The 13351-nt window shown below is 66.7% G+C and carries 13 protein-coding genes and 1 pseudogene; 4 read left to right on the top strand and 10 right to left on the bottom strand.

The window, feature by feature from the left end:
- The 6 genes and pseudogenes from AC27IO_RS13575 to AC27IO_RS13600 form a co-directional block, all read right to left on the bottom strand.
- Positions 1 to 111, bottom strand: a 111-nt coding sequence (locus AC27IO_RS13575; RefSeq protein ID WP_498739225.1) for a methyl-accepting chemotaxis protein, incomplete at its 3' end; no start/stop codon positions are given.
- A 22-nt stretch (positions 112 to 133) separates the two neighbouring features.
- A pseudogene (locus tag AC27IO_RS13580) lies at positions 134 to 1258 on the bottom strand (MCP four helix bundle domain-containing protein); the annotation flags it as partial.
- Positions 1259 to 1597: 339 nt separating this feature from the next.
- Complete coding sequence (locus tag AC27IO_RS13585) at positions 1598 to 2152, bottom strand: TetR/AcrR family transcriptional regulator (RefSeq protein ID WP_498739217.1); 555 nt, start codon at positions 2150 to 2152, stop codon at positions 1598 to 1600.
- Positions 2153 to 2382: 230 nt separating this feature from the next.
- Positions 2383 to 3078: a GntR family transcriptional regulator gene (locus AC27IO_RS13590; RefSeq protein WP_272567760.1), complete on the bottom strand. Its 696-nt coding sequence runs from the start codon at positions 3076 to 3078 to the stop codon at positions 2383 to 2385.
- Positions 3079 to 3110: 32 nt separating this feature from the next.
- Positions 3111 to 4952, bottom strand: coding sequence for a methyl-accepting chemotaxis protein (locus tag AC27IO_RS13595; RefSeq protein WP_498739218.1), 1842 nt, complete (start codon positions 4950 to 4952; stop codon positions 3111 to 3113).
- 86 nt (positions 4953 to 5038) lie between these two features.
- Positions 5039 to 6322, bottom strand: a complete 1284-nt coding sequence (locus AC27IO_RS13600; RefSeq protein ID WP_317359053.1) for a C4-dicarboxylate transporter DctA — start codon at positions 6320 to 6322, stop codon at positions 5039 to 5041.
- A gap of 264 nt (positions 6323 to 6586) precedes the next feature.
- On the opposite strand from AC27IO_RS13600, the gene AC27IO_RS13605 reads away from it, so the two are divergent.
- From AC27IO_RS13605 to AC27IO_RS13615, 3 genes are read left to right on the top strand one after another with little or no spacing between them, the layout of a single operon-like run.
- Entirely contained in the window at positions 6587 to 7480 is an 894-nt protein-coding gene (locus AC27IO_RS13605; RefSeq protein ID WP_498739219.1) for a DUF6402 family protein, read from the top strand.
- Between the two features lie 6 nt (positions 7481 to 7486).
- Positions 7487 to 7882 carry a hypothetical protein gene (locus AC27IO_RS13610; protein ID WP_498739220.1) on the top strand — a complete coding sequence of 132 codons (396 nt, stop codon included), beginning with the start codon at positions 7487 to 7489 and terminating at the stop codon, positions 7880 to 7882.
- A 43-nt stretch (positions 7883 to 7925) separates the two neighbouring features.
- The gene (locus AC27IO_RS13615; RefSeq protein ID WP_498739221.1) at positions 7926 to 8300 is read left to right on the top strand and encodes a hypothetical protein; all 375 of its coding nucleotides are present in this window, start codon (positions 7926 to 7928) and stop codon (positions 8298 to 8300) included.
- Between the two features lie 22 nt (positions 8301 to 8322).
- On the opposite strand, the gene AC27IO_RS13620 is transcribed toward AC27IO_RS13615, so the two are convergent.
- The 4 genes from AC27IO_RS13620 to AC27IO_RS13635 are packed head-to-tail and all read right to left on the bottom strand — an operon-like array spanning position 8323 to position 13001.
- Positions 8323 to 9567, bottom strand: a complete 1245-nt coding sequence (locus AC27IO_RS13620) for a M20 family metallopeptidase (protein ID WP_284430000.1) — start codon at positions 9565 to 9567, stop codon at positions 8323 to 8325.
- Positions 9564 to 11339, bottom strand: coding sequence for a 2-oxo-4-hydroxy-4-carboxy-5-ureidoimidazoline decarboxylase (gene uraD / locus AC27IO_RS13625; protein ID WP_498739222.1), 1776 nt, complete (start codon positions 11337 to 11339; stop codon positions 9564 to 9566). Before uraD ends, AC27IO_RS13620 begins: the two co-directional genes overlap by 4 nt.
- A gap of 5 nt (positions 11340 to 11344) precedes the next feature.
- Positions 11345 to 12328 carry an allantoinase PuuE gene (gene puuE, locus AC27IO_RS13630; RefSeq protein ID WP_498739223.1) on the bottom strand — a complete coding sequence of 328 codons (984 nt, stop codon included), beginning with the start codon at positions 12326 to 12328 and terminating at the stop codon, positions 11345 to 11347.
- Positions 12329 to 12335: 7 nt separating this feature from the next.
- A complete protein-coding gene (locus AC27IO_RS13635; protein ID WP_487114479.1) occupies positions 12336 to 13001 on the bottom strand; it encodes a GntR family transcriptional regulator in 666 nt (221 codons plus the stop codon).
- A gap of 84 nt (positions 13002 to 13085) precedes the next feature.
- On the opposite strand from AC27IO_RS13635, the gene AC27IO_RS13640 reads away from it, so the two are divergent.
- Positions 13086 to 13351, top strand: a 266-nt coding sequence (locus AC27IO_RS13640; RefSeq protein WP_498739224.1) for a DUF4147 domain-containing protein, incomplete at its 3' end; no start/stop codon positions are given.

The following is a 13351-nucleotide window of genomic DNA, read 5'->3' on the forward strand; positions in this document are numbered from 1 at the left end:
TTGATCTCTCCTTGCGGCTTCGGCGCTCTTTTGGGCGAGGCTGCGGACCTCGCTGGCCACCACCGCGAAACCGCGGCCCTGCTCGCCCGGCCCGGCGCTCGACGGCGGCATTGAGGGCCAGGATGTTGGTCTGGAACGCGATGCCGTCGATGACGCCGATGATGTCGGCGATCCGCTGGGACGAGTGGTTGATCTCCCCCATCATCGACACGACCTGCCCGACCACCTCGCCGCCCTTTTGCGCGGCCTGGCTGGCGGACTGGGCCAGTTGGGCGGCCTGCTTGGCGGTGTCCGCGCTGCTCATCACCGTGCTGGTCAGCTCCTCCATGGAGGCAGCGGTTTCCTCCAGGTTGCTCGCCTGCTCTTCGGTGCGTTGCGACAAGTCGGCGTTGCCGGTGGCGATCTGGGTCGCGCCCACGGCGATGTTGCCGCTGCTCGCGCGCACCGTGCCGACCACCTCGCGCAGCGAGGTCTGCATGGTCTGCATGGCCGCCACCACGCTGCCCCGGGCGGCGCGGGAGGTGTCGATGGGGACGGTCAGATCCCCCTGCGCGATGGCACCGGCCACCCGGGCCACATCGCCTGGCTCGCCGCCCAACTGGCGCGTGAGCCCCCGCGTGAGCAGGACGCCGACCAGGATGCCCAGGACCACGCCGCCGATCGTGAGGCTGATGAGGATGAGGCGCACCTGGAGGTAGATCTCGGTGGTCTTGTCGTTCAGGCTTTTGGCATTGCTGCGCTTGCGTTCGACGATCTGTCCCAGCAGCTCGTCGGCCTTGTCGGCGAGTTGCCTGACTTCGTGGATTCTGGTCACCGAGGCACGCGTGTTCGCCAATTCTTCTGTCTGCAGCAGCGCGAGGACGGATTGAATGCCATCGTCGTAGGCCTTGGCGGCTTTCTGGCTCTCGGCCACCAGGGCTTTGCCCTGTGCCGTCACGGAGAAGTTGTCTGTCTTGTTCAGCGATTCGTGCATCGCCTTCAAGCGGGCCTGCACCGATTCCGTGTGGGTACGCCGCTCCTCCTGCGTCGATGCGAGCAGGGCATTGCGAATCGCCCGGCCTGCAGCGATGAGCTGGATATTGGCGTCCGCCGCATGGGACAGGCCGACCACTTCGCGCTCGTACATCAGGTCGGCCAGGTCATTGATTTCACTGGATCGCAGGATGCCGGCCGTACCGATCAACGCGCCGATCGCCGCGACTGCCAGAAAGCCGGCGATCAGCTTGGTGCCGACCTTCATTTGTTTAAACCATTCCATTTTCGAAGCCCGTTTGGATTGTCAAAAACCAGCGGTGGCGCTGGCGACGCATTGGATTGCCGCAGGAATGGCCCGTGCCTCGTGAGCACTGGGGTGGAGGGTCGTTGATTCAAGAGGCGCCGTGATGCACCTCTTGCCAGCAAGGTCGAGAGCCGCTGTTGTCTTTTGTCGTTGTGGGAGCGGATGGCGAAGCCTTGCAGAAACCCATCGCGGGACCGTGCCACTGCCTGTGTAACCAATGGTTTCAAATCCTATCAGAAATGAAACTGATGGGTTTCATTAATGGCCAGGCCTGTCAGCAAGCAACAACAAGAGGAGATGTTGAAACCCTGCTGGCGCTCAGATGGCGCGGCAGCCGGCCAGGAACACCGCCACGGACCGGTGCATGAGCTGCGCCTGCTCCTCGGGCGATCCGGGATGCATCGCGAAGGCCGCCAGGTTCTGCGCCGGCGACGAGATCAGGCTGGCGAACACCTTCGCCAGGGTGGGCAGGTCTTCCACCACCATGGCTTCGCTGGCGAACAAGTCCGCCAGATGCCGTGCCAGCAGCGCCAGGTATTGCTCGATCAATCCATGGACCAGCGGGGCCAGCTCCGGGTGGAGCGCGATGCCATGGATGGCGAATCGAAGCCAGTTCTGCATGCCGGGGTGCAGCAGCGTGGCATTCATTTCCATGCCGATCCGCACCAGCTTGTCCTGCAGGGGCAGGCCGGGCGCGAACTGGAAATCGAGCTGCAATGCCGGCAGCGCGGCGGCCGCCAGCACCTCGCGCAGCAGGTTTTCCTTGGACTCGAACCGGGTGTAGATGGTGCGCTTCGTCACGCCCGCCGCAGTGGCGATGGCTTCCATGCTGGTGCCCGCGTAGCCGTGCTCCAGCATGAGGGCGGCCGCCACATCGACAATGATCTGGCGCAGCTCCTGCGCGCGCTGGGCGCTGGGGCGCCCGAGGGGGGAGCGGCTGACGGACGGGGCAGACCTTCGGTGGGGGGCATGGTGGCGGGTCGTGTCTGTCGCTGTGGGGCACGAATGCTACGCCCGCGCCGCCCATGCCGCCTGGGGAACTGCCTCTAAACGGAGATGGGATGGCGAACCGGTGGCGCGCCCGATGGGCTGGCGCGTGCGAATCAGCCCCGCGTGCCGTCCCGCGCCGGCAGCGGCGCCAGCGAGTCGCGCAGGCGGTCGTGCGTGCGGGGCGCCTGCGAATCGAGCGCCTGCTCCACATGCCCGATGTGCGCCAGCATGCGCTCGCGCGCCAGCGCGGTATCGCCGCGCTCGAGGGCCTCGACGATGGCGGCGTGCTCGGCGCACGACTGGCTGGCCTCGTGGCGCGACTGGTAGAGCGAGGCGGCCAGCGTGGTGCGCGCGGTGAGATCACGCAGGATGCCGCTCAGGCTGCGGTGGCCCAGGGCTTCGGCCAGGCACACGTGGAAGTCGGCCAGCAGAAAAGCCCGGGTGGCGGCATCCGCGTCGTCGATGGCCTGCTGCTCCTGCGCGATGTGCTGGCGCAGGCGGCGCACCACCGCCTGCAGCGGCCGCCCGGCTTCGGCCAGGATGCCGGATTCCACGATGCGCCGCGCCGAGAACGCATCACGGGCGTCTTCCACCGAAGGCTCCACCACGTACCAGCCCCGGCGCGGCCGCACCTCGACGAAGCCGCGCGCCTGCAGTTGCATGAGCGCCTCGCGCACCAGGGTGCGGCTCACGCCGAACAGGGTGGCCAGCGCCTGCTCGCCCAGCCGCTCGCCGGGGGCGAGCTTTTGCGCCAGGATGGATTCCACCACCTGCTGGGCGATCTGGGTCTGGCTGCTGGCACCGTTCATGGTGGGCAAGGGGCGGTGCCGGCTGTCGCTTTTCAGCGTGGCAGGGCGAGGGGCGTCGCGCCGCCGTGGCCTGCGGCGTGCTTGTCCAGCGTGAAGCCGGCCACGGTGCGCGACAGGTTGTGCGCCTGCTCGTTGAGCACGCCCGAGGCGGCGGTGGACTCCTCGACCAGCGCGGCGTTCTGCTGCGTGGCGCGGTCCATCTCGGCGACGGCCTGGTTGATCTGGCCGATGCCGGCGCTCTGCTCGGTCATCGAGCTGTTGATCTCGCCGATGATCTGCGTGACGCGCTGGATGCTGTCCACGATCTCGCCCATGGTCTCGCCCGCCGCGCGCACGCGCTGGGTGCCGGTCGTCACGCTCACGCCCGAGGCGTCGATAAGCGTCTTGATCTCCTTGGCCGCCGTGGCGCTGCGGTGCGCCAGGCTGCGCACCTCGCTCGCCACCACGGCGAAGCCCCGGCCGTTCTCGCCGGCACGGGCGGCTTCCACGGCCGCGTTCAGGGCCAGGATGTTGGTCTGGAAGGCGATGGAGTCGATCACGCCGATGATCTCGCCGATCTTGGATGAGGCCTTGGAGATCTCGTCCATGGTGGTGACCGCGCTGGCCACCACTTCGCCGCCCTTGCTGGCCGATGCGCTGGCCGAGGTGGCCAGGCGCGTGGCCTGCGCCGCCGCTTCGGCGGACTGCTTGACGGTGACGGTGAGCTGCGACAGCGAGGCCGAAGTTTCCTGCAGATTGCTGGCCGAGGTCTCGGTGCGGTTGGACAGGTCGTGGTTGCCGGCCTTGATTTCGTCGGTGGCCGTCTTCATCGATTCGACGCCATGGCGCACGTCCTGCAGCACGGTGCCGATCTTGTCCACGAAGGCATTGAACGACGAGGCGATCTGCGCCACCTCGTCGCTGCCGGAGACGGGCAGGCGGTGCGTCAGGTCGCCGCCGCCGGAGCCGATCTCGTCCATGGCGTCGCGCACCTCCGACAGGCGGCGGAACGACTTGGCGGTGAGCATCGCGCCCACCGCAGCCGCCAGCACGGCCAGCAGCACGATGGCCACGGCCAGCGTCTGCAGCACGCTGCGCAGGCCGGTGGTGGCCTCGGCCTTGTCCAGGGCCACGATCAGCGACCAGTCGGTGCCCTGCACCGGGCGGGCCTTGAGCAGCTTGGCGCTGCCGTTGAGCTCCACCTCCATCGGCCGCGTCGCGCTTGCGAGCGAGGCCATGGCGGCGGGGGTGAGCAGGGGCGAGAGTTCGGTCACCGGCTTGAGGCTGAGCTTGGCGTCCGCGTGGGCCAGGATCTGGCCGTCGCTGTTCACCACGAAGCCCAGGCTGCTCGGCGTGGGGCGGATGGCGGCGACCACTTCGCGCACGCCCTCCAGCGGCACGGCGCCGTTGACCACGCCCTGCAGCGCGCCGTTGCGCAGCAGCGGCGCGACGAAGGCCACATAGGGCACGCCGGTGGTGGAGTCGCCATAGGGCTTGGTGACCGCCAGCTTGCCGGCCTGCACCGCCGCCTTGTACCAGGGGCGCGCCGTCGGGTCATAGCCCGCGGGGGTCTGCGTGGTGGACTTGAAGGTCTTGTCCTCCCAGCCCACGGTGGTGATGGGAAAGCCGTTGGCCTTGCCCATCAGGGCCACGTAGCCCTGTGGATCGCCCTGTTCCACGACCGCCGCGGTGGCGTTCACGGCGGCCGCCTTGGCGGACACCCACTGGTCGATGGCCATCGTGTTGCCCGCCGTGATGGCGTTCAGGTCCTGTTCGATGGTCTCGAACGTGTTGGTGCGGGTGATGGAGTAGGTGGCGGCACCGGTCACCGCCAGGGCACAGACGACGGTGGCGGTGCTGATGACGAGGATCTTGGAGCGCAGAGACTGGATCATGGCGGCCTCGGAAAAAGAAGTCCTGCATTACACCGTAATTGCGTTACCGGTGCTTACAGCATCCTGGAATGTGTGTGGAAGCCGCACTACACGTCCGTGGGCGCATCCAGCGCCTTGCCATCCAGCACGGCATGTGCTCGGTTCCGGTCGATGTCGCCTTCCCACGAGGCGATGGCCACCGTGGCTACGCAGTTGCCGATCAGGTTGCCCACCGCGCGGGCGATGCCCATGAACCAGTCCACCGACAGCACCAGAACCAGGCCGATCGCGGGAATGGCCGGAATCGCATGCAGCGTGGCCGCCAGCACCACGATGGCCGAGCCCGGCACCCCGTGCGCGCCCTTGGAGGTCACCAGCGAGATCGCCAGGATCGTCAGCAGGTCCGCCATGGAAATCGGCGTGTTCGTGGCCTGCGCGATGAACACCGCCGCCAGGGTGATGTAGATCGAGAACGCGTCCAGGTTGAACGAATAGCCTGTGGGAATCACCAGGCCCACGGTCGAGTCGCGGATGCCCATGTGCTTGAGCTTGGCCATGACCTGCGGCAGCACGCTGTCGGACGACGTGGTGGCGAACACCACGGCCAGCTCCTCGCGCAGGTAGCGCAGCAGCTTGAACAGGCTGAAGCCCGAAAACCGCATGATCAGCCCCAGCACCACGACCACGAAGATGAACACTGCCGCATAGAACAGCGCGACCAGCAGGCCCAGCTGCTTGAGCGAGCCGATGCCGTACTTGCCCACTGTGAAGGCGATGGCCCCCAGCACGCCCAGGGGTGCGAGTTGGATGATCAGGCCCATCGCCTTGAACAGCACGGCGGAAAAATCATCGATGAGCGAGACCACCCGGGCGCCGCGCTCGCCCACCAGCGACAGCGCACAGCCGAACACGATGGAAAACAGCAGCACCTGCAGCACGTCGCCCGTGGAGAACGCGCTGATCGCCGTGTTGGGAATCAGCTTGAGCAAAAAGTCGCTGAAGCCGCCCCCCGCCAGCTTGTTGGCGTTGTCGGCATAGGCGCCCATGGCCGAGGCGTCCAGCGCCCGCGGGTCCACGTTCATGCCGACACCCGGCTCGAACACGAAGGCCAGCACCAGCCCCAGGACCAGCGCGATGCTGGTGACCACCTCGAAATAGATCAGCGACTTGATCCCCACGCGGCCCACCCGCTTCAGATCCCCCGTGCCCGCGATGCCATGCACGACCACGCAAAACACGATGAGCGGGATCAGCATCTTGATGAGCTTGATGAAGCCGTCGCCCAGGGGCTTGAGCTGCACCGCCCACTGGGGCCACAGCAGACCGACGATGACGCCGGCGATCAGGGCCAGGACCACCCGGCCGAACAGGGAACGGAAGAAGCGTTGCATGGGATCTCCGAAAGTCGTCACATTGGTTCACCAATCTTGCATACAAGAAATGTAGACATTCGCCGACCCGGCGGGTTGGGGGTTATCCCGCGTGTGGCGCAGGCTCCACGGGCGAGCGCGGTGTCGGTTCGGAGACCGATCCGTGGAACCGCAGGCTTTCGATTGGCAACTATTAATCACCATGCGGGCGATGGCGTTCACCGATCTCCTGCCTATCATTCGCGCCTGCCAATGGAAGGCTTGAATAACAAAGGGAGTGAAGCCATGGATGACATCGTGACAGTGCCGCAAGCCGCACTGCGCGCTGAACTGGCGCGCAAGCTCGCGCCCAAGTACGCCACACGGCTTTTTCAGCTGCGTGACATTCCGAATGTGATGCGGTCCCGGCTGGGGTGGCCGGTGGCGTCGAACTTGATGGAGCGGTGGTTCAACGGGGCGGCTTTCCAGATGACCGAGGGAGTCAAGGGCAGTCTGGAAGGCAGCCGCCTCAATCAATTGCCTGCTTCGCAATTGGACGACAGCACCGTCACCATGGAATGGGCAATGGGTTTTGCACGTGTCAGGGCCGCAGTCCAAGAATTGCAAGCCAAATGGGCAAGCCCTGCTGGCATGCAGCAGTTGAAGATCAGAGTAGGCAGAGCGAGTCTGGGGAAGAATCACGGCTGCTGGCGCTTCGGTAATTTGGCTCAATCGCCAGCAGTGTTGGACTCGACTTGCCAAGTCAATTACCTGGTGTTCGGAAAGTTGGGCGATCCGCTGGATGATTTGTATGGGGCGATGGGCGAGGCGCAAATCAAGGTGGCCGTTTCAGGAATGGTCACTCCACAGGGGGGCGGAAAAGCCAGTATCGAGGTGGATGAGTTGGCTTTTTATTTGCGTGATTCCTACGATTTCAACGACGGCAGATTCTTTATATCCCAACCCCTTGGCTGCTGGGGATTCAATGGAATGGAGTGTGGTCTTGGAACGAAAATGGGTGTGCCCATCGAACCGCAGACAGTGAACGAGTCACCTTCATCGGTCCAGAGTCGCAAGTACTTGGTTCAGAACGCGGACTTCAGAAGGTGGCGAGAGAGCAATAACAAAGGCGGAGATTTCATGGTTCTTTCCAACACGTTGCGCATCAAGCTTCCTTTTTCACAAAAAATCGCATGGTGATTTTTTATGCGCATTGCATGGAAGCGTTTTAAGAAGCCGGTTTTTCTCCTGCTGTTGGTGGGTGTCTTGGTGGCCGTCTGGTACGCATTCACACCGAAGTTGTTTCACACATCGATCAGTCCGAGAAAAGTCTACCGTGTGGAGTATTACGAGGCGTCCCCCATTCAAAGCTTGGTTCACTTCAGTTTCAAAATGCCGGCATTTGTTCGGCTGTATCGGAATCAACCGGAGACCTTGCTGGGAGAAAGCGACGTGGTGGAGCTCTGGATGAATGGATCGCTGAACTGGTGGTTCGATGATCCCGTCAATTCGGTGGTGATCGGCAATGCCATCGTGTTCGAAAACATCGCGCCCGAATGCCGGGAATGTCCACAACTGCCGGATGCGGTGTTGATGCCATGAGCTGGCGCACTGCATCTTCGGAGTCTATAGGGGTTTTGGCTCCTTGAAGAAAACCCTGTGGATCGCGGCAGTGTTGTTACTGTCGTGTGCCCTTTGGCATGCACTTTCCCAAAGATACGATCGCAGCCACTTCAGCCCTCGGCATGTTCATCGACTGGATTACTACGAAGCCTCATGGCTGCAGCGACTTGCGCACTGGGACATGCACTATCCGCATGTCATCCGCCTGTATCGTATCCAGCCCGAAACCCTGTTGGGCGAAAGCAAGGTGGTGGATCTCTGGCTCAACGGGGAGATTGACTGGTGGCTCAATCCACCAGTGAATGCGGTGCAGGTCGGGCGGGATGCGGTGTTCGACAACATCCCGCCCGAATGCACCGACTGCCCCCGGTTGCCCGACTCCGCCGTCATGCCCTGACCGGCGAGCCGCCGTCCTCTCTTCACCCCAGCAGGTCGTGCAGCGTCCGCGCCACCACCTTGGTGGCGCGCCGCAGGTCTTCCAGGTCCAGGCGTTCGTCGGCGCGCTTGGCGTGCGACTCCAGCACGGTGCGCGGGCCGGCGCCGTAGATCACGCCGGGAATGCCGGCCTCGCCGTACAGGCGCACATCCGTGTACAGCGGCGTGCCCATGGCCGGGATCGGCTGGCCGAAGAGTGCCTCGCCGTGCTTTTGCAGCGCGGCCACCAGCGGGGCGTTGCCCGGCAGCGGCTGCATGGCGTTGGCCAGCAGCAGGCGCTTGATGTCCACCGTGATGCCGGCGCAGCCCGCGGCCGCCTCGGCGATCACCTGGCGGATGGCGGCCTCGACCTCGGCGGGGTTTTCCTCGGGGATCATGCGGCGATCGAGCTTGAACACGACCTTGCCCGGGACCACGTTGGTGTTGGTGCCGCCTTCGATGCGGCCCACGTTCAGGTAGGGGTGCTCGATGCCATCCACCTTCGAGGTGATCTGCTGGTAGCGGGCGTTCTGCGCATAGAGCGCGTTCAGGATCGCGACCGCGCCCTGCAGCGCGTCCACGCCGGTGTGGGGAATGGCGGCATGGGCCATCTTGCCGTGCACGGTCACCTCCATCTGCAGGCAGCCGTTGTGCGCCGTGACGACCTCGTAGCTGAAGCCGGCGGCCAGCAGCAGATCGGGCCGGGTCAGGCCCTGGCGCAGCAGCCAGCCCGGGCCCAGTTCGCCGCCGAACTCTTCGTCGTAGGTGAAGTGCAGTTCCACCGCGCCCTTGGTCGGTTTCGCCACGGCCTCCAGGGCGCGCAGGGCGAAGGTGAAGCTGGCGAAATCGCTCTTGCTCACCGCGGTGGCGCGGCCGTAGATCTTGCCGTCCACGATCTCGCCGCCGTAGGGGTCGTGCGTCCAGCCTTCGCCGGGCGGCACCACGTCGCCGTGGGCATTGAGCGCCACGGTGCGGCCGCCCGCGGCGGTGGCGCCCTCGCCATACGGCCGGCGCACGATGAGGTTGGTGATGGATTCCATGCCGTAGGCCTTGACCTCGGAGTCGGGCACGGGGTGGCGCTCGGCCTCGTAGCCGAAAGCCTGCAGCAGCTGGGCCGTGCGCTCGGCGTGCGGTGCGTTGTTGCCGGGCGGCGTGTCGGTGGGCACGCGCACCAGCGCCTGCAGAAAGCGCACTTCTTCGTCGAAATGTTGGTCGATCCAGGCGTCCAGTGATTGGTAGGTGCTGCTCATGGGGTTTCGGTGGCCAGTTGGTTCAGAAGGTGGGAGAAGGCGTCGACGGCGAGCTGCATGTCGTCGCTGGTCGTGCTTTCCAGGGGGTTGTGGCTGATGCCGCTGTTCAGGCCGCGCACGAACAGCATGGCCTGCGGCATGATTTCGTGCAGCTTCATGGCGTCGTGCCCGGCACCGCTGGGCATGCGGTGCACCGGCACGCCCAGTGCGTCCACCGCGCGTTCCCAGCGCTGCTGCCACGCGGGCGCGCTGGGCGCGGCGGCGGCGCGCATGGTTTCTTCCAGCGTGTAGTGCATGCCGCGCCGCGCGGCGATGGACTGCAGCGCAGCCAGTACATCGGCCACCAGCGCATCGCGCTGGGGATCGGTGGGGGCGCGCAGGTCCAGGCTGAACTGGCAGCACCCCGGCACCACGTTGATGGAGCCGCCGGGCACGTTCAGCAGGCCCACGGTGCCCACCGAGTCGCCGTCGCGCGCGGCACGCGCTTCCACCGCGAGGATGAGTTCGGCCACGGCCGCAGCCGCATCGCGGCGGCGGTCCATGGGCGTGGTGCCGGCGTGGCTCGCCATGCCGTGCATCTCGCCCACGAAGCGCACGCTGCCGTTGATGGAGGTGACCACGCCCAGGGGCAGGTCCAGTTCGTTGAGCACCGGGCCCTGCTCGATGTGCACCTCGACGAAGCCGAGGTAGCGGCCCGGGTCGCGCTGCAGCTTCGGAATGTCGTCGATGCACAGGCCGGCATGCTGCATGGCCTCGCGCAGGGTCACGCCGTCGGCGTCCTTCTGGTCGAGCCACGCCGGGTCGAAGTCGCCGATGAGCGCGCCCGAACCGAGGAACGTTGCCTTGTAGCGCTGGCCTTCCTCCTCCGAAAAGCCCACCACCTCGATGCCGAAGGGCAGGCGCCGGCCCTGGCGGTGCAGCTCGCGCACGCAGGCCATGGGCACGAAGATGCCCAGCCGGCCGTCGTACTTGCCGCCGTTGCGCACGGTGTCGTAGTGGCTGCCGGTCATGAGCAGGGGCGCATCGGGCGTGGCGCCGTGGTAGCGGCCCACCACGTTGCCCACCGCGTCCACGGCCACTTCGTCGAAGCCGCAGTCGCGCATCCAGTGGCTGATGCGCTGCGCGCAGGCGCGGTGCGCATCGGTCAGGTAGGTGACGGTGAGCTGGCCTTTTTCAGCAAAGCCTGGGTCGCTGTGCTGCGCCAGGGTTTCCTGCCAGTCCCAGACGCCGTTGCCCAGTGCGGGTGCCACGCCGAACAGGTCGTTCAGGCGGATCTCGGCGATGCGGTGGATGTTGCGCAGCGCCTCGGCCAGTTCGAAGTCCGGTGGGTTGGAAAGCCGGCGCGCGAAGGTGTCGATGATGTCCTGCCGGGGCAGCCCCGTGCCGCGCGGGCCGCGCACCGCGAGGATGAACGGGAAGCCGAAGCGCGCGTTGTACTCGGCGTTGAGCTGCTGGATGCGCGCGAACTCGTCGGGCGTGCACTGCGTGAGGCCGGCCGTGCCCTGCTCGCGGGCCGACTCGGCCGTGAGCGCGTTTGCCACCATGGCCTTGCCCGCCAGTTCCGGATGGGCGCGCACCAGGGCCAGCTGCGCCTCGCGCGGCGCCTGGGCCAGCACGCGCACCATCGCGTGCTTGAACTGCGCGAGCGAGCGGAAGGGCCGCGCCGCGAGCGCCTGCGCGGCGATCCACGGCGAATGCTCGTACAGGCCGTCCAGCAGGCGCGCGGCCTCTTCGGGGGCGGCGGCATTCAGTTGTTCGAGGGTGAGGGGCATGGCGTTCACTCCGGACAGGGATGGGTCTCGGCCCAGTGGCGTGCGATGTCGATGCGGCGGCACACCCACACGTGGTCGTGCCGCTGCACGTGGTCCAGGAAGCGCTGCAGCGCGGTGATGCGGCCCGGGCGCCCGAGCAGCCGGCAGTGCATGCCGATGCTCATCATCCTCGGACGGTCGTCGCCAGCGGGGTCGCCCTCGGCATACAGCGCATCGAACGTGTCCTTCATGTACTGGAAGAACGGGTCGGCGTGGGAGTAGCCCTGGGGCAGCGCGAAGCGCATGTCGTTGCAGTCGAGCGTGTAGGGCACGATGAGCTGCCGGGCCGTGCTGCCGTCGGTCCGGGCGACCTTCATCCAGAAGGGCAGGTCGTCGCCGTAGTAGTCGCTGTCGTAGGCGAAGCCGCCGTGGTCGGCCACCAGGCGGCGGGTGTTGGGGCTGTCGCGGCCGGTGTACCAGCCCGCGCCGTGCACCGTGCCGGGCGCGCCGTGCCGCTGGCCCGTGAGCGCTTCGAAGATGGCCAGGGCCTCGGCCATGTGGGCGCGCTCCACGGCCTCGGGCACGTTCTGGTAGTGGATCCACTTGAGACCGTGGCAGGCGATCTCGTGGCCCAGTTCCATGAAGGCGGCGGTGACGTCGGGGTGGCGCTGCAAGGCCGTCGCCACGCCGAACACGGTGAGCGGCAGGCCGCGCTTTTCGAACTCGCGCAGCAGGCGCCACACGCCGGCGCGCGAGCCGTATTCGTAGATCCCCTCCATGCTGATGTGCCGGTCGGGGTAGCTGGCCGGGTTGAACATTTCCGACAGGAACTGCTCGCTGCCGGCATCGCCGTGCAGCACGGCGTTCTCGCCGCCTTCCTCGTAGTTCAGCACGAACTGCACGGCGATGCGGGCGTTGCCCGGCCAGCGCGCGTGCGGCGGATTGCGCCCGTAGCCCACGAGGTCGCGGGGGTAGGGCAGGGTGGCGTCGTAGATCGGGGCGGCGGTCATCGGGTCCTCACGAAAGAGCCATGGAGATGTCGTTGGGGGGCAGCTTGCGGTCGAACATCAGGCTGTCCTGCACATGCAGCAGGTGCGCGTCCATCAGGCGCACGGCGCGCTCCTCGTCGCGCGCGGCCAGGGCCCTGACGATCTCGGCATGCTCGTCGTGCGAGTGCGCGGCCTCGTCGGCGCTCTGGTACATGAGCGTGATCAGCGCACAGCGCGAGATCAGCTCCTGCAGCATCTGTGCCAGCACTTGGTTGCCCATCAGCTCGGCCATGCGCACATGGAAGTCGCCCAGCAGTTCGGTGCGGTCCTGCACGTCGGCGCCGTCCACGGCGGCCTTCTCGCGGGCCACGTGCTCGCGCAGGGCGCGGATGCGGGCGGGGGTGACCTCGCGCACGAAGGCGCGGGTCATCTCGGCCTCCAGCATGCGGCGCACGGCGAACACCTGCCGCGCCTCGTCGGCGGAGGGCGCGGCCACGAAGGCGCCGCGCGCGGGCGCCAGGCGCACCAGCCGCTTTTGCGACAGCTGGAACAGCGCCTGCCGCACCAGCGTGCGCGAGACGCCGAAATGGTCGGCCAGCTTCTGCTCCACCAGCTTGGCGCCCGGCAGCAGCCGGTGCTCGACGATGGCCCGCGTCAGGTCGCCGACGATGGCACTGGTGGTGGAGGTTTCCATCGGCGCATGATAGCCGTGGCCCAGCAATGTGTATACAGTTTTGGTGGACGATGTGGCGCCGACCCGTTCGGCCAGAATCCGGGGATGACCACCCCCAAGACCCCTGCCGCCGCCGGCCTGCCGGCCTTGCCCGTGTCGCCGCCGGCCAGCCAGCCGGCCACGTTCCTCCGCCATCTGTACGACGTGGCCGTGCACGCCGCGTTGCCGGCCCATGGCCTGGCCGCGCACCTGCCCCCGCCGCCGCGCGGGCGCACGCTGGTGCTCGGGGCGGGCAAGGCGGGAGGCTCGATGGTGCACGCGCTGGAGGCGCTGTGGCCGGCCGATGCGCCGCTGTCGGGCCTGGTCGTGAC

The organism is Acidovorax sp. KNOB132, assembly GCF_057541515.1.